The 16,524-nt window shown below is 69.5% G+C and carries 14 protein-coding genes; 7 read left to right on the plus strand and 7 right to left on the minus strand.

All coding sequences use genetic code 11. From position 1 onward, the window contains the following. Positions 1-6: 6 nt before the first annotated feature. The 3 genes from ACIBVL_RS36950 to ACIBVL_RS36960 form a co-directional block, all read right to left on the minus strand. Positions 7-675 (minus strand): response regulator, encoded by a 669-nt coding sequence (locus ACIBVL_RS36950; RefSeq protein ID WP_399104496.1) that lies wholly within the window; start codon positions 673-675, stop codon positions 7-9. Then, complete coding sequence (locus ACIBVL_RS36955) at positions 672-1,850, minus strand: sensor histidine kinase (protein ID WP_399104498.1); 1,179 nt, start codon at positions 1,848-1,850, stop codon at positions 672-674. The genes ACIBVL_RS36950 and ACIBVL_RS36955 overlap by 4 nt, the downstream gene beginning before the upstream one ends. Positions 1,851-2,213: 363 nt before the next feature. Beyond that, on the minus strand, positions 2,214-2,558 hold the full coding sequence (locus ACIBVL_RS36960) for a MerR family transcriptional regulator (protein WP_399104500.1): 345 nt from the start codon (positions 2,556-2,558) through the stop codon (positions 2,214-2,216). Positions 2,559-3,320: 762 nt separating this feature from the next. Here ACIBVL_RS36960 and ACIBVL_RS36965 point away from each other — a divergent pair. From ACIBVL_RS36965 to ACIBVL_RS36975, 3 genes are all read left to right on the plus strand, one after another. After that, positions 3,321-3,887: a hypothetical protein gene (locus tag ACIBVL_RS36965; protein WP_399104502.1), complete on the plus strand. Its 567-nt coding sequence runs from the start codon at positions 3,321-3,323 to the stop codon at positions 3,885-3,887. Between the two features lie 290 nt (positions 3,888-4,177). Beyond that, complete coding sequence (locus ACIBVL_RS36970) at positions 4,178-4,663, plus strand: DUF2975 domain-containing protein (protein WP_399104504.1); 486 nt, start codon at positions 4,178-4,180, stop codon at positions 4,661-4,663. Further along, a complete protein-coding gene (locus ACIBVL_RS36975) occupies positions 4,663-4,884 on the plus strand; it encodes a helix-turn-helix domain-containing protein (protein ID WP_399104506.1) in 222 nt (73 codons plus the stop codon). The genes ACIBVL_RS36970 and ACIBVL_RS36975 overlap by 1 nt, the downstream gene beginning before the upstream one ends. 216 nt (positions 4,885-5,100) lie before the next feature. On the opposite strand, the gene ACIBVL_RS36980 is transcribed toward ACIBVL_RS36975, so the two are convergent. The 3 genes from ACIBVL_RS36980 to ACIBVL_RS36990 all read right to left on the minus strand — a co-directional run bounded on the left by ACIBVL_RS36980 (position 5,101) and on the right by ACIBVL_RS36990 (position 8,806). After that, complete coding sequence (locus ACIBVL_RS36980; RefSeq protein WP_399104508.1) at positions 5,101-6,543, minus strand: peptidoglycan-binding protein; 1,443 nt, start codon at positions 6,541-6,543, stop codon at positions 5,101-5,103. Between the two features lie 989 nt (positions 6,544-7,532). Continuing rightward, positions 7,533-8,462 carry an anti-sigma factor RsbA family regulatory protein gene (locus tag ACIBVL_RS36985; protein ID WP_399104510.1) on the minus strand — a complete coding sequence of 310 codons (930 nt, stop codon included), beginning with the start codon at positions 8,460-8,462 and terminating at the stop codon, positions 7,533-7,535. After that, a complete protein-coding gene (locus ACIBVL_RS36990) occupies positions 8,459-8,806 on the minus strand; it encodes an STAS domain-containing protein (RefSeq protein WP_399104675.1) in 348 nt (115 codons plus the stop codon). Before ACIBVL_RS36990 ends, ACIBVL_RS36985 begins: the two co-directional genes overlap by 4 nt. Before the next feature lie 319 nt (positions 8,807-9,125). On the opposite strand from ACIBVL_RS36990, the gene ACIBVL_RS36995 reads away from it, so the two are divergent. Beyond that, on the plus strand, positions 9,126-9,977 hold the full coding sequence (locus ACIBVL_RS36995; RefSeq protein ID WP_399104512.1) for an RNA polymerase sigma factor SigF: 852 nt from the start codon (positions 9,126-9,128) through the stop codon (positions 9,975-9,977). 168 nt (positions 9,978-10,145) lie between these two features. Here the strand turns inward: ACIBVL_RS36995 and ACIBVL_RS37000 are convergent, their stop codons facing one another. Continuing rightward, a complete protein-coding gene (locus ACIBVL_RS37000) occupies positions 10,146-10,730 on the minus strand; it encodes an exonuclease domain-containing protein (RefSeq protein WP_399104514.1) in 585 nt (194 codons plus the stop codon). A gap of 182 nt (positions 10,731-10,912) precedes the next feature. On the opposite strand from ACIBVL_RS37000, the gene ACIBVL_RS37005 reads away from it, so the two are divergent. From ACIBVL_RS37005 to ACIBVL_RS37015, 3 genes are all read left to right on the plus strand, one after another. Next, the gene (locus ACIBVL_RS37005; RefSeq protein ID WP_399104516.1) at positions 10,913-11,230 is read left to right on the plus strand and encodes a hypothetical protein; all 318 of its coding nucleotides are present in this window, start codon (positions 10,913-10,915) and stop codon (positions 11,228-11,230) included. 443 nt (positions 11,231-11,673) lie between these two features. Then, complete coding sequence (locus ACIBVL_RS37010; protein ID WP_399104518.1) at positions 11,674-11,898, plus strand: hypothetical protein; 225 nt, start codon at positions 11,674-11,676, stop codon at positions 11,896-11,898. Positions 11,899-12,218: 320 nt separating this feature from the next. Further along, positions 12,219-16,490, plus strand: coding sequence for a HAMP domain-containing protein (locus ACIBVL_RS37015; protein ID WP_399104520.1), 4,272 nt, complete (start codon positions 12,219-12,221; stop codon positions 16,488-16,490). Positions 16,491-16,524 lie beyond the last annotated feature (34 nt).

A 16,524-nucleotide genomic window follows, 5' to 3' on the forward strand; every position in this document is an offset into this window, starting at 1 on the left:
GCCCCCTTACTCTCCCGGTGTCACCAGCCCTGTCTCGTACGCGATCACGACCGCCTGGGCCCGGCTGTTGAGGTCGAGCTTGGTCATGGTTCGGTTGAGGTGGGTCTTGACCGTCGCCTCGCTGATCGACAGCCGGTCGGCGATCTCGAGGTTGGACAGGCCGCGTGCGGTGAGTTTGAGGACGTCGACCTCGCGGGACGTCAGCGCGCCCAGGTCCGGCGGGCGTGGCGCGCCCGGAGCGGGTCGGTCGTGGTGGGCGTATGCCTCGATGAGCCGTCGGGTCACGCTGGGGGCGAAGAGTGCGTCGCCGCCGGCGACCGCGGTCACCGCGGCCAGCAGCCGCTCGGGGCCTGAGTCCTTGAGGAGAAAGCCGGAGGCCCCGGCGCGCAAGGCTCCGTAGACGTATTCGTCGAGGTCGAAGGTGGTCAGGACCAGCACCCGGGGCGCGGGGGCGGGGGCGTCGGTGATGATGCGTGCGGTGGCCTGGATGCCGTTCATGCCGGGCATGCGGATGTCCATCAGGATCACGTCGGGGCGCGTCCTCGCGGCCAGCCGCACCGCCTCCTCGCCGTCCGCCGCCTCGCCGGCGACCTCGAAGCCGGGCGCTGCGTTGAGAAGGCCGACGAGGCCGGCGCGGATGAGGAACTGGTCGTCGACGACGAGGACTCTGGTCATCTCGTACGTTCGTCTCCCCACCGTGCGCCGGTCGCCGAGGTCGGCAGGGTCAGGCGGACCGCGAAACCCCCCTCGGCGCGTGGGCCGACGCTGATCGTCCCGCCGTAGAGCTTGGCCCGCTCCCGCATGCCGATCAAGCCATGTCCGCCGCCTGCCAGGACTCTGGCCGGAATCAGCCCGTCTGCGTTGCCCGTTCCGTTGTCCGTGACGGTGACGGTCAGTTCCTGCTGCCGGTAGTGCAGCCGCACCTGCGCGGCGGCATGGTGGGTGTGTTTGAGGACGTTGGTCAAGGCCTCCTGGACGACGCGATACGCGCACAGCTCCACGCCCGGCGCGAGCGGACGCACGACGCCCTGGATGCTCAGCTCGACGGGGACGCCACCGCCCCGGACCCGCTCGACCAGGTCGTCGAGGCGGGCGAGCGTGGGCATGGGCGCGGCGGACGCGGCGCCGCCCGGATCGTCTTCCCGCAGGACACGGAGTATGCGCCGGAGCTCCTCCAAGGCCTCCCCGCTGGTGTCCTCGATGGTGCCCAGCGCGCCCCGAACCGTGGCGGCGTCGGAGTCCAGGACGAACCGGGCCAGGCCCGCCTGCACGGAGATCACCGACATGTGGTGGGCGACGACATCGTGCAGTTCCCGCGCTATGCGCCCACGTTCGGCGGCGACCTCACGGCGGGCCCGCTCGGCCTGCTCGGCGCGCAACTGCCGGGCGAGTTCGCCGGAGCGGCGGGCCAGTGTGCCGGACCACACCAGCACCAGGCTGAACAGCAGGGCCTGGTTCACGACCAGCGTCATGGGCAGGTTGTCGCTGATCGCACCGGCATACATCCACTTGGCGGTCATCATGGCGGCGCATCCGACAGCGATGCGTGTCGAGTACACCGACGCCACCGTGTACAGGGCGAGCATCGAGCCGAACGCGGACACCACCGGCCAGTACCCCAGGCTGATGTAGGCGACGCCGGCCAACTGCACGGCCGCGAACACCATGAGCGGTGCCCTGCGCCGCAGGACGACGGGCAGATGCGCCAGCGCGAGCAGCACATAGGCGCTCGCGTCGAGCTCCGGCCAGCCCTGTGTCACCGACTGTCGTCCCAGCCGGACTGCCGCCAGCATCATGGCGAGCGCGACCAGGGTGTCGACGACCAGCGGTCGGGGCGGACGGATGCGCATCGCCGCAGCGTAGCGCCGACGCGCGTGGGGTGGCATCAACCTTCCGCGGTACCACAGAAGTTGCAGTGATCGCGCGGCTACCGCGCTCGGCGGGGCGGGAGATCCACCGGGTGCGGGACGCGGGAGCGGGGTGCGTGGTCGCACCTCCGATTCCTCTCATACGGCAGCCGCCGAGGCACCGGGCGAACCGACACTTCTGGGGCGACGGCGCCCGCCAGGGAGCCCGAGCCTCGACGCCTCTGCGGTGTCCGGCCTCCCCTTGGAGGGCGGACACCGCCCGTTGCACCGGAGGCGCGGCCTGGAGCTGCGGGTTGCCGTTGGCGGCGGGCGGGCGGTTTCGTCGTGCGGTGTCCGACGTTCCGATCAGGCCGTGGTCTTCGACTGTGGGTCGCTGCCCGTGGCGCGTAGTTCCTCGTTGATACGCCGGGCCTCTTCCAGTTGGTCTTCGAGGATGACGATGCGGCAGGCGGCCTCGATGGGGGTGCCCTGGTCGACGAGTTCGCGGGCACGGGCGGCGATGCGCAGCTGGTATCGGGAGTAGCGGCGGTGACCCCCCTCGGAACGCAGGGGGGTGACCAGGCGGTGTTCGCCGAGGGCACGGAGGAAGGCGGGGGTGGTGCCGAGCATCGCGGCGGCCCGGCCCATGGTGTAGGCGGGATAGTCGTCGTCGTCCAGAGGGGCGACGGCGGGGGTACTGCGAGGGGGCATAGACCTCTTCTTTCAGGGGACGCGTCGGGGGGCCCGAGTGCCGTACCGGCACCCGGGCCCCGAGCTTTCAACACCATCTACCGGCCGACTGCGTCGACCTTCTCTTTCCGCAGGCTCCGCCCGGGAGGGCGGGAGGCTGCGGGGATCGTGAATGCGTGACCGGGGACCACCTTCCAATCCGGGGCCTGCGGTACCCGAGCGGACTTCTTCCTCGCCCGGGCGATCCTGATGGCGTCTGCTCCTTACCTCGTTCGATTACTGGGTTGTACTGCTGGATACCGCGGTACTGCTCGCGACCCCTGGGCCGCGTCCTGCTTGACCTGCATGCACGCCAGTTCGTGTCTGTCGTGCCTCTTCGACTTCCTGGCTACGGAGAAAACAATAGATCCACGCACGGCCAATGTCTACTTCCGCCACGACAGATTTTCTTCGTGATTGGCATGCGTATGCCTACCGCAGAGGCGTACGGACAGGGGCGCGACGTCCATCTCGCCCCACCAGTCGGTCCGGCGCCGGCAGCCTGCCGCCGCGTTGCTGTGTGCCACCAACGTGACAGGGCTGCCGGCTGTGACCTGCCCGAGGTCGTCGCGTACGGCACGGACGATGCGGAGCCAGAAGGGCGCCGGAGCACCGGCGCCTGTGTGCAGCGGGGTTCTTGGTCATGGCGTCGATGCCCGCCCGAGGGGTGGGAGCCGAGCAGGTCCTCAGTCACAGTGGACGTACTCGGCCGAGGGGGAAGTTGTGACGGGGGAAGGAGGGCCGATGACGGAACCCGGTCTGTTCGAGCTGGAAGCCGTCGTGGTGGGGCAGCCGAAGCGTTCACGGTGGCGCAGATACATGGGCCCCGTCCTGGCCGTGTCCACCGTGAAGGGGACCCCGCTCGCCTGGGTCACGTACACCGACGGCACGTACTCCGTCCTCACGGAAACGTCGGGCGAGTTCCTCTTCCGTATCGAGAAGTTCGGATCGGCGAAGTTCCGCTTCACCGACGCCGCGGGCCGGGAGGTCGGCACCGCTGGTGCCCGTGGGCTCATCAAGACCCGGCAGCTGAGCCTCCAGACGGAGCAGGGACGCCCACTCCTCCTCACGCGGCCGGGTCTCCCCTACACCGAATGGCATCTCACGGAGACCGATCCGGACGGGGGCCCGGCGCCGGAGATCCTCGGCCGGGTCACGGTGAGCACCATCGACTCGTGGATCGGGTTGCAGCAGTACGTTGTCGAAATGGACCCTCGCCTGGACGCCGACGAACGGCGGACCGTCGTCGCCTCGGTCGTCTGTCTGCACCTGCTCCGCCGGCCTCCCGGTGACAGTACCGCGCCGGTGTGAGAGGGGCCCTGGTGCTGTGCCCGGGACGGTTCCACGTCGTATCGGGCGTCAGCGCGGGCGCGGGAGGAAGACGACAAGAACTCCTGACGTGGTGGCTTCAGTCGTCGCCAGAGGATGACGCCGCAGGCCGGGCCGAGGAAAGCTCCTGGACGTCGTCACGGATCTCCCGGCGGTTGCGCAAGCGGCGAAGCCACGCGCGAAACTGCCGCCCGCCCTCCGTCCATCCCAGCCCTTGCTCGACCTATCGAATCTCGATAGATTCCTATCGCGATTCGATGGAAGGATGGGCCATGGGAAAGCTGACCGTGCGTGCGCTGCGCGCCGTGCTCGTGGTGGTGCTCGCCGGCACCGTGTTCGTGCAGGCGTTGATGGTGTGGGCGTTGGCCACCGACCCGGAGGACGGGTCGCTCCCGCTGACCCCGCTGCGCGTGATCACGATCCTGGGCATGGCGTCGGTCCAGGTCGCCCTGGTCTGCGTATGGCGGCTGGTGACGATGGTGCGACGCGGAACCGTGTTCTCCCACGCCGCCTTCCGGTATGTCGACGGCATGATCGGCGCGATCGTGGCGGCTGCCCTCGTGTGGTTCGCGGTCACGGCCGTCAATGCGCCGGGCCAGCGGGACGACCCGGGTGTCACCGTCATCATGGGCGGGGTCGGCGTGGCCATCCTGGGGGTCGCGCTCATCGTGCTCGTGCTGCGGACGCTGCTCGCCCAGGCCGTCGCACGCGACGTCGAAGCGGCGCAGATGCAGGCCGAGTTGGACGAGGTGATCTGATGCCGATCGCCGTCGACATCGACGTGATGCTGGCCCGGCGGAAGATGTCCGTGGCCGAGCTCGCGGACCGCGTAGGGATCACGCCCGCCAACCTGGCGGTACTCAAGAACGGCCGCGCCAAGGCGGTGCGCTTCGCCACGCTCGCCGCGCTCTGCGAGGTGCTCAAGTGCCAGCCGGGCGATCTGCTGCGCTGGGAGGCCCAGGACGCCGCAGGCGGATGACGATCAGATGCCCGGCGCGGGGCCGGCTCGGCGTGACCGACGACCCGTCCGGATGCGCCGAGGGTCGGCCGGCCATACGCCATCCCGTGGTGACTGATGGAGCACGGCCGGGCGCCTGCCCACCCGGTCAGGTCGGGCGGTGGCACCCGGCAGCGCCGGTGCGGACTCCGGCCGCGGGATGAAACGCCGGGACCAGAGCTCTCATCCCGCACCCGGTCAGCGGACTCGGATGAACAGCACGTCGTATCCGCTGTCCGTACTGCGGGTCTTGACGTAGACACCGTCCGACCCGCCATTGGGGTTACCGGTGTTGCCTTCGACGGTGGTGAAGCTTGAGCCGCCGCTCACCGTTCTCACGATGCCTATGTGCTCCTCCCCGCCGGTGTAGTCGTTGCCCCCGTCCCAGTCGAAGGCCACGATGTCGCCCGGCTGCGGGTCCGTCGTCACCGAGAGGTGGTAATTGCCGGCCCGCGCCTGGTTGACCCAGTGCGACACCCAGGTGCTGCGGTAGGAGCTCGCCCCGGTCTGCTGGGCGACCCAGCTCACGAAGGTCGCACACCAGGCGTAGTCGCTGGTGGACAGCGACACGCCGACGGCCGATCCGTAGCTGTTCGCCCGAGCGCTGCCCTCGACCGTGCCGACCTCGGCCGCGGCCACATCGAGGATCTTGCTGTACCCGCCACCGGGCGGCGGCGAGGACGGCGGGGTGACCGCGCCGTACAGAGCGGCCTTGGTGTTCGGACCCACCTGGCCGTCGACCGACAGCCCCTTCTCGGCCTGGAAGTCCCGCACCGCGCTGTCGGTCAACGGTCCGAAGTCGCCGTCCACGGCAAGATCGGCTCCGTGGTGGTTGAGCAGGCTCTGCAGCTCGGTGACACAGCCGCTGCGCTGACCCTGCACGATATTGCTCGGGCACGAGCTGGAGTTCAGGTTGATCGGGGCCGGTGCGCCGCTGCCGCCACCCGTGCTGATGTTCGCGTACAGGGCTGACTTGGTGTTCGGGCCGACTTCGCCGTCGACGGAAAGGCCCGCCGCCGACTGGAACGACTTCACAGCCGCCAGGGTCAGGGGACCGAACTCGCCGTCGACGTCGAGGTGTTGCCCCTTGCCGTTGAGCAGGGCCTGCAGCGTCGCGACACAACCGCCGCTCTGCCCCTCCACGATGTTCGACGGGCAGGACGCCGATCGCAGGTCCAGGGCGGTGGACGGTGACTCGTCGGTGTTGTAGAGCTCCCGCTTGGTGTTCGTGCCGACCTGGCCGTCGACCGAAAGGCCGTGCCCGGACTGGAAGTTTCGGACCGCGCTGTCCGTCGCCGGTCCGAAATCGCCGTCCACGTCGATGGAGTAACCGAAGTGGCGGAGCAGCCGCTGCAGTTCGGTGACGCAGCCTCCCTTGTTGCCCTGGACGATGTTCGCCGGGCAGGACGAGGACGTGAGTTTGATCGGTGCCGGGGCCGAGCCGCCGGTCGCGTACAGCTTGGCCTTGGTCTGGGGGCCCACCTGTCCGTCCACGGCGATCGCGGTGGAGGACTGGTACTCGCGCACCGCGTAGAGCGTGTTCGCCCCGAAATTGCCGTCCACCACCAGACCGGCGCCGTGGGCGTTGAGCAGGTTCTGCAACTCCGTGACGCAGCCGCTCACCTGGCCCTGCTGGATCACGTTGGGGCAGGATGAGGAGGTCAGCTTGATCGCCGCAGGCGCGGCCGACGCCGGACCGGCTCCGAGCAGCGTGGCTGCCGAGAGGAGCGCCGTCGTGGCGGCGAAAACGCCGGTTCTGACTCTCCAACCCGGTCTCGGGGTCATGGTGACCCGATGCCGGGTAGGCGCTTTGTCGGTGTGAACGCGAAATGCACTCTTTCTCATGACTGCGAAACGTCTCCTTCGCTGGATTCGCGGATTGCGGTCGGACCGGTCGGCCGACCCGAGACCGCACACCGCGGTGATGTGTCGTTCATGGAGGGGCCACCCGCCCGGCAGACGCTTGCCTCAGGCCTGCAGCCGATAGACGGCGGAGAAAACGGTATTTTCGCCGGGTCGGCACGATTGGGCACCAACGGTCTTACCCAGCAACAGAGTTGAGGTGCTCAAGAGTCGTGATCGGGCTGTCGTTCCGCGCACGACGGTGGCAGTTCACGCTGTTGAGCACAATGTCTGCGTGCCATGGTCATGCTGGCTCCTTCCGGCCGCGAGCCGGGCAACGCCCCGTTGGATCCCTCCGAGCAGCCCGCGAGCTGTATGGCTCCGCTGGTCGGGCGGCGCCACTGTGCCATGACCGTAGGGCGGCGGCGCACCCTCCGCGTCGAGCAGCGGGTGGAACTCCCGCTCCACTGTGCGCGGTAGCCGTGGAGGTACCTGCGACTTCCGCGGTACCACCAAAGGTTGACGCTGCCGCGCGGCTTGGGCCCACGCTGCGGCGACACGCATGCGTGCGCCCCGAGCGCTCACCGTCGACACGCCGTCGCGCTCGACCGCGACGGCGATCCGGCCGGGACGGCCGTCGGTGGCGCAGGGCACCGCTGGCCTGTCGATCCCGGCCGCGACGCCCGGACCACCCCACCGCCACAGCGAGCAGGAAGCCGAAGCCACGCTCGACAGCTCCGCCGGGCATGGTGGTGCCCCGCACCACGGGGTGGGACGGGGTGGGGTGGTCAGAGGTCGAGGTAGAAGCGGATGGTGGTGCTGTCCGGAGCTGCGTGGAGGCGTACGAGGTCGGCGATGTAGTGGACGAGCATCAAGCCACGCCCGCCCAACTGGTCGCGTGTCGGGGGTCGACGGCCGGCCAGCGGATCGGTCAGCCGACCGCGGTCGTGGACCTCGCAGGCGATCTGCTCGCCCTCGGCCCAAATCCGCAGCGTCCCCGATCCACCACCGTGTACCACGCTGTTGGTGGTCAGCTCCGCCACCGCCAGCGTCAGATCCTGCAGCCGCTCGCCGGCGAGGCCCAGCCGCTTGGCTGCCTGGACCGCGAAGGAGCGGGCCTGCGGGAGTGCTTCCGCGTCGAACGTCAGCGACTCCGCTCCGGGCGGGTACGTGAGCGGCTGGTTGTAGCGAGCGACAACCTGCTCGGGAGCGTAGGCGTCGCTGGCCAGTTCGACGCCGGTGTCGATGACGACGGGATGGGTGGCGTAGGCGTCGGCGAGCACACCCGGTTCCAGACCATCCGCGTCGTACGGGCACAGGATCGTCACCTCACGGCCCTGGAAGGCGGCGTTGATGAGCGCCTCGTGCTGCACGCACGCCGGGTACTCCATGGCCGAACGACCGGCCCAGATCGGCTCGCCGATGATCCGCACCCGGCCGGCCGGGTGAGCGTCGGCGAAGGCGCGCAGTACGCCCGGGATGATCCGCCCCGGGTTGCGGCCCGCCTCGGTCATGTCGAGGAGCTTGACCTCGGCGGCGCTCGCTCCCAGTTCGGCCTTGATCAGTTCAAGGTTGGGGCCGGGAACGGCGACCGCGACGGCCTCTCCGGCGGCCAGTCCTTCCACGACGAAGGGCACCGTGCCCGCCGTGTACTGCTCCTTGCCCCGGTAGAACAGCGCGGGGTGGACAAAGGGTTCATTGCCGGTGGCCGTCATCATCGCCCCGCCACCTCGATCGTCGAAAGGCCGGGCCAGAACAGGGCCAGCATGCGCCCCAGCTCCGGCGGGGGTCGCTCCACGACGATCCGGCCGGTACCCAATTGCTGCGCGGTGACCGCCAGCGCCGCCGTGCCGCCCACATCGATGAACGTCAGGCCGGACAGTTCCACGAAGGAGACGTCCGTGTGGACGCTCGCCAGGCCCTCCAGGGCCTGTGTCCAGGAGGAACGGGTGATCACGTCGATCTCTCCAGCGGCACGAATCCCAGGGCGACCGGACAACGAGCGGATCTCCAGCGCAGCGCCGCGACGAGACGGCGCTGGGACCGGGATCGGCCCGGCCACACCGTGGGAGGCGTCCACGTTCTCTCCCCTACCTCAGATACCGCTGATCGGCGCTCCCCGGCTCTTCGCTTTACCGCGTCTACGGAGCGACGCACGTCATCGTATCGCCCCGCCAATACGGGCTGCTCCGTCGGGGGATCGTGCTGCCTGCCCGTCCGTCAGGGCGCCGGTGGTCAGGGGCTCTTTCGCCGGTCTCAGCGGTGGGGAGCCGAACGGATCCAGAAGGTGTTCGCATGGTCGTGGTCAGGCGGGGTAGTCGGGTCGCCGTCGGCCCGCGGCGCACAAGGGACGGGCCGACAAGCAAGGGAGGGAAGCAAGGATGACCGCGACAACGAGTCTCCAGCCGAACGTCGATCACGCTGCCGCTCGGCTGCCGGAGGTTGCCGATCCGCAGAAGGTGGCGCCCAAGGACGCGCGGTCGCTGTCGAAGCTGTTCTTCGAACAGCTGGCCGTCCTGGAAGAGGGCACCCACGCGTATCAGTACGCCCGCAACACGCTGATCGAGATGAACATGTCCCTCGTGCGCTACGCGGCCGGCCGGTTCCGCAGCCGTGGCGGGGACGAGATGGAGGACATCGTTCAGGTCGGCATGATCGGGCTGATCAAGGCGATCGACCGGTTCGAGCTCTCGCGTGAGGTCGAGTTCACTTCCTTTGCCGTTCCCTACATCGTCGGGGAGATCAAGCGGTTCTTCCGTGACACCTCATGGGCTGTGCACGTCCCCCGGCGCCTGCAGGAAGCCCGCGTCGAACTCGCCCGCGCCACCGACGAACTCCGCAGCCGTCTGGGCCGCACCCCGACGGTCAAGGAACTGGCCGAGCTGATGAGCCTTTCGGAGGAAGAGGTCATCGATGCGCGCTTGGCCGCCAACGGCTACAACTCCTCCTCCCTCGACGCCGCCATCAGCGGTGACGAGACCGGGGAGGCGGCGCTGGCCGACTTCATCGGAACAGAGGACGCCGCGATGGAGCTGGTGGAGGACTTCCACGCCCTGGTCCCGCTGCTCGCCGAACTGGCCGACCGCGACCGGCAGATCATCCACATGCGGTTCGTCGAAGAACTGACCCAGGCGCAGATCGCCGAACACATCGGCTGCTCCCAGATGCACGTCTCACGCCTGCTCTCGCGAACCCTGGCACGCCTGCGCCAGGGCATGCTCACCACGAACTGAACCAACGACGGCCGGCAGCCCACTCCCCCATCGGGCTCCGATGGCGGAACACCCGTCACCTACGGCGGCCCACAGCCGGGGCACGCCCGAACCTGAGGAACGGACAAGCACGCGGAGGTCTTGAAGAAGTCGCCGGGGAGTACTGTCGGACCGGGGGAAGCGCAGCGCTCAAGCTCCGTCGGCCGCCGGCCATGCGCCGCGGTCCAGCAGGTCCAGCACGAGTGCCGCGATGTTCCACGCGTCGTCCTCGCCCCGGTGATGGCGCCCCTCGAGCGGCAGTCCGGCGATCTGCAGGGCCTGGCTCATGCCGGGCTTCCTGCGCAGACCATGGGCCGCGGTGAAGACGGCCTTGGCGTTGGTGTGGGTGCGCTCCGTCGGATACCCGAACGGGTAGGCCACCCCGTCGGCACGGCCCTGCCGCACGAACTGCCGCCGGTCGTAGTCGCCCCAGCTCGTCCAGGGGCGCTCCGCCGCACCGTGCTCCTCGACCAGGAGCCGGCACGCCTCGGCGAAGGTCACGCCGTGCGCCACGTCGGCTTGAGTCAGGCCGGTCAGTTCGGTGCAGAACGGGCTGACGGACGACCGGACCGGGCGCACCAGAATGCCCTGCCGGGACACTCGGCGCCGCTCCCGGACGTCGACGACCGTCAGACCGATCTCGATGATCTCGCTCACCGAGCCGGGCGGCGGCTGTCCCTCCCAGCAGGTGGCCTCCACATCGATGACGTTCAGCAGGGCGGGGTGAGGGCGCATGGGGCGAGGCTATGAGGGGGCGGAGCCGTTCGGCATCCCTATTTCCGCTGGGCCACTGGTCGGACCAGCGGATGAGCCTCCGATGACGCCGTCAGAGTGATGTACGGCCATGACCGCAACCGGCGCGGCCTCTGCGCGCCTCATGTCCGGCAGAACCCCAAGAAGCCGGTGAGGAGAACAACGTGACGACCACCGCCCCCGAGCACGGCGCAGCCCACGCCTACGTCGACCCCTACGCCGTCGATGTGGCCGAAGTCGTCTGGCCGAAGCCGGCCGACTCGGACCGGGACATGGACTACCTGCTGCCGCCGCCGAATCCCGCCGAGCGCCTCGGCCTCACCATCAGCCCCCGCGACCAGCGACGCATCGACCTGCACGCGGCCCTGACCTCGGCCGGAATCCCGCCGTACCCCGACGACCGTGACGCCATCGAACAGCTCAGCGCCCTGTCCGACAACGTCAACGCCGCCCTGCAGCGCTGGCTGCACCACCCCAGGTGACTCCTGGGCGAGGTCGCCGCGGCACACGCCGGGTGTTCAGGGCGGCGACCCATCCGCGCGTGAGGCGCGGTGCCGCCCGGCCGGCTGCGGTAGAGGGTGGCGTGCGTGGGGGCAAGGGCAGGCCGACGGCCGTTGGCTTGCCGGCCCTTCGAAGGTCGTCAGCATCGGCGGCGGCATGGGCTCCCTCGCCCTCACCCACGGCCCAGCCGGCCCGGGTCACGCGTGCCGAAGGGCGACGCGATCCGCGCGGTGAGCCGAGAGGTCGAGGGCACAGGAGTCGATGACACGCCGACGAGACGCCGGTCTACCGGGGGCTGCCCGGGCGCGTGGTCGGTCACAGACGGCGCGAAGCCCCCGTCCTCGGTGTGGGCGTCGTCCTTCTCGCCGTTGGTGAGGACGATGCACGCGGCGCGCAGGCTGGCGCTGGCCCGCGCGGTGGCCGAGTGACGGGTATTCGCGCGACCTCAGCGCTCGGGGAGCAGCGGCTCTCGCTGGGGAGGGATCAGGGCCGGGTGGCAGGGGAGATCTGCCACGAGGTGCGGGGCATCGTGCTCTCGCGGCACCGAGTGGGCCTGGACGAGTGGATCGACGCCCTGGCCCGGGCTCTGGCTGACGCCGCGGCTTCGAATGCCCGTGCCCGCGAGGCCATCGAGCGTTTCCTGGCCTGACCGTCGTCGTTCCCGTGGCGTGACACGGACGCGGAGGGGCATGGTCGTGGGGGGTGTCTCCGTACTGCCGAAATCGTCTCCAGTACCCCTGTTTCACTTCGGCATGCACGTTCCGCACCGTCTGAATGCCCTGGGTTCGGACTTGGCCCAAGACTTTGTTTCGCGCTCGGCACCTGGGTTAGCCTGCGGCGTATTTTCCTCATCGCGCAGATCCGTGAACTGCGGAAATGCATGCACGACAGCCGGGCCGCCGATGCGGTCCGGGGGGAGTTCCGAGTCCTCGGTAGGGAGGACTCCTGGGGAGCGGAACGAGGGTGCGCATGACCAGCAACAGCACCGGTGTCGTAGAGGCCGTGCCGGGCGACCAGGAGTTGAGGCGGCTCCTGGCGGGGCTGACTGCCGTACGGGACGGGGACTTCGGCACCCGCCTGCCGGACGACGCCGACGGCCTCATGGGCGACATCGCCAAGGTGTTCAACGGCATGGTGGACCAGCTGTCGGTGTTCACCTCCGAAGTCACCCGGGTGGCCCGCGAGGTGGGCACCGAGGGGACGCTCGGCGGGCAGGCGGAGGTGCCGGGGGTCTCGGGCACCTGGGCCGATCTCACGGACTCGGTGAACGCCATGGCGGGCAACCTGACCACCCAGGTCCGTGACATCGCGCAGGTGGCCACGGCGGTGGCCAAGGGGGACCTGTCGCAGAAGATCGACGTGCCCGCCCGGGGCGAGATCCTTCAGCTGAAGGAGACCGTCAACACGATGGTCGACCAGCTCTCCGCCTTCGCCGACGAGGTCACCCGCGTCGCCCGCGAGGTCGGCAGCGAGGGACGCCTCGGCGGACAGGCCCAGGTGCCTGGTGTGGCCGGCGTCTGGCGGGACCTGACCGACTCCGTGAACCACATGGCGGGCAACCTCACGAGCCAGGTCCGCTCCATCGCGCAGGTGACCACTGCGGTGGCGCAGGGCGACCTCTCCCAGAAGATCACCGTCGACGCGCGCGGCGAGATCCTCGAACTGAAGAGCACCATCAACACGATGGTCGACCAGCTCTCCGCCTTCGCCGACGAGGTCACCCGCGTCGCCCGCGAGGTCGGCACCGAAGGACGCCTCGGCGGACAGGCGGATGTGAAGGGTGTCAAGGGCACCTGGCGCGACCTCACCGACTCGGTGAACTTCATGGCGGGCAACCTCACCGGGCAGGTCCGCAACATCGCCCTGGTGGCGACCGCCGTCGCCAAGGGCGACCTCTCCCAGAAGATCACCGTCGACGCGCGCGGCGAGATCCTCGAACTGAAGAACACCATCAACACGATGGTCGACCAGCTCTCCGCCTTCGCCGACGAGGTCACCCGCGTCGCCCGCGAGGTCGGCACCGAAGGACGCCTCGGCGGACAGGCCCAGGTGCGCGGTGTGTCGGGAACCTGGAAGGACCTCACCGACAACGTCAACGTGATGGCGTCCAACCTGACCGGCCAGGTCCGCTCCATCGCCCAGGTCGCCACCGCCGTGGCGCGCGGTGACCTGTCGCAGCGCATCACGGTCGAGGCCAAGGGCGAGGTGGCCGCGTTGGCCGAGGTCATCAACACGATGGTCGACACGCTGTCGGCCTTCGCCGACGAGGTCACCCGCGTCGCCCGCGAGGTCGGCACCGAAGGACAGCTCGGCGGACAGGCGCATGTCCCGAACGTCGCGGGCACCTGGAAGGACCTCACCGACAACGTCAACTCGATGGCCAACAACCTCACCGGCCAGGTGCGCAACATCGCGCTGGTGACGACCGCGGTGGCCAGGGGCGACCTGTCGAAGAAGATCGACGTGGACGCGCGCGGCGAGATCCTGGAACTCAAGACGACGATCAACACGATGGTCGACCAGCTCTCCGCCTTCGCCGACGAGGTCACCCGCGTCGCCCGCGAGGTCGGCACCGAAGGACGGCTCGGCGGACAGGCCGAGGTGGAGGGCGTCTCGGGCACCTGGAAGCGCCTGACGGAGAACGTGAACGAGCTGGCCGGCAACCTGACCCGGCAGGTCCGCGCGATCGCCGAGGTCGCCAGTGCCGTCGCCGAGGGCGACCTGACGCGTTCGATCACCGTGGAGGCGTCCGGCGAGGTCGCCGAGCTCAAGGACAACATCAACTCCATGGTGGAGTCCCTGCGCGAGACCACCCGCGCCAACCAGGAGCAGGACTGGCTCAAGACGAATCTCGCCCGGATCTCGAGCCTGATGCAGGGCCACCGCGACCTGCCCGTGGTCGCCGAGCTGATCATGGACGAGCTGGTTCCCCTGGTGTCGGCGCAGTACGGTGCCTTCTACCTGGCCGAGGACGCCGAGGACGGGCCCGAACTGCGGCTCGTCGGCTCCTACGGCTACCCCGAGGACAGCAGTCGGCCCACGCGTATCGCCATCGGCCGCACCCTGGTCGGCCAGGCCGCCCGCACCCGGCGCACCATCATGGTGGACGAGCTGCCGCCCGGCTACGTGACCATCTCCTCGGGGCTCGGCCAGGTGGTGCCGACCGCGCTGGTGCTCTTGCCGATCGTGGTCGAGGGCCAGGTCCTCGGCGTCATCGAGCTGGCGTCGGTCACCCGCTTCACCCAGATCCACCTGGACTTCCTCGCCCAGCTGATGGAGACCATCGGCGTCAACGTCAACACGATCGTGGCCAACGCCCGCACCGACGAACTGCTGGTCGAGTCGCAGCGTCTGACGGGTGAACTGCAGTCCCGTTCGGCCGAGTTGCAGGTGCAGCAGGAGGAGCTGCAGCGCTCCAACGCGGAACTGGAGGAGAAGGCCTCGCTGCTGGTGGCGCAGAACCGGGACATCGAGGCGAAGAACCTCCAGATCGAGCAGGCGCGGCAGGAACTGGAGACGCGCGCCCAGCAGCTGTCGCTGGCCTCGAAGTACAAGTCGGAGTTCCTGGCGAACATGAGCCACGAGCTGCGCACCCCGCTCAACAGCCTGCTCATCCTCGCCCAGTTGCTGGCACAGAACCCCTCCCGCAACCTCACGCCCAAGCAGGTCGAGTACGCGCAGATCATCCACTCCGCCGGCTCGGACCTGCTGCAGCTGATCAACGACATCCTCGACCTGTCGAAGGTCGAGGCCGGGAAGATGGACGTCACCCCCGAGCGGGTGGCACTGCGGCAGCTGATCGAGTACGTCGAGGCCACCTTCCGGCCCATGACGACGCAGAACGGCCTGGACTTCACGGTGACGACCGCTCCCGGCGCCCCCGCGGACCTGCTCACGGACGACTCCCGGCTGCGCCAGGTGCTGCGCAACCTCCTGTCGAACGCGGTGAAGTTCACCGAGCAGGGCGGCGTGGAGCTGAGCATCGAGCCCGCGGCGGACGACGCGGTGCCCGAGGGCGTGATCCGAGGCGGCGCCGTGGTGGCCTTCCGCGTCAAGGACACCGGAATCGGCATCCCCGAGCAGCATCTGGAGACGATCTTCGGCGCCTTCCAGCAGGCGGACGGCACGACGAGCCGGAAGTACGGCGGCACCGGTCTCGGTCTGTCCATCACACGCGAGATCGCCCATCTGCTCGGGGGTGCCGTGACGGTGGACAGCACGCCCGGCCAGGGCAGTACGTTCACGCTCTTCCTGCCCGTGGCCCGGCCCGACTTCGAGGAACTGATCAGCCACGGCAGGGCTTTGGAGCGGACCTCTGCCGAGCCCCTTCCCGAGGGATCGTCCCGCCCGGTGCCGGCGCCACGGATCGGGCCCGGGCCACGGCCCCGACGCCTGCTGGTCGTGGAGGAGCGGCCGCGCGGTCTGCTGACCCTCGTCGCGGAGAGCGTGGTCGCCGACCTGACACACGGCCGCGACGACAGCGTCCAGCGGCCCTCGGTCGACGTCATCACCGCCGTCGGAGCGCAGGAGGCGGCCGGCGCCCTCGCGGCCGATCCGTGCCACTGCGTCGTCCTGGAGCACGGCATGCGGGACGGCGAGACCTCCCGTTTCCTCGAGGCCCTGGAGGGCGACTCGGCGCTGGCAAGCGTTCCGGTGCTGGTGCACAGCGGTCACCGCACGGACGTGCCGCTGGAGGAGACGCTGCGGTCCCGCTCGGCGGGCGGGGCACTGGAGGTCCTGTCCAGTCTCGACGAACTGCGCGAGCGCATCGCCCTGCACCTGTCCGCCGAGGAACCCGGGGACGTGCTGTCCCTGGTCCGGCCCGAGGAGCCGCAGCAGCTGACTCCGCTCCCCGTCTACGACACGCCGACGGGCCGCACCGTCCTCGTCGTCGACGACGACGCGCGGAACCTCTTCGCGCTCAGCGGGATCCTGGAACTCCACGGCTTCCGGGTCCTGCACGCCGAGAACGGGCGCAAGGGCATCGAGACGCTGGTGAACAACCCGGACGTCGCGCTCGTGCTGATGGACGTGATGATGCCGGAGATGGACGGGTACACGGCGACGGCCGAGATCCGCAGGATGCCGCAGTACGCGGAGCTGCCCATCATCGCCGTGACGGCGAAGGCGATGCCCGGCGACCGGGAGAAGAGCCTCTCCTCGGGCGCCAGCGACTACGTCACCAAGCCTGTCGACACGCACGACCTCATCGCCTGCGTCCGCCGCTGGCTGCCCGCATGAGCACGCAGGCGCCCGTCCCGCACACCGGCGGGCC

The organism is Streptomyces sp. NPDC049687, from assembly GCF_044465285.1.
Taxonomy (GTDB): Bacteria; Actinomycetota; Actinomycetes; order Streptomycetales; family Streptomycetaceae; genus Streptomyces.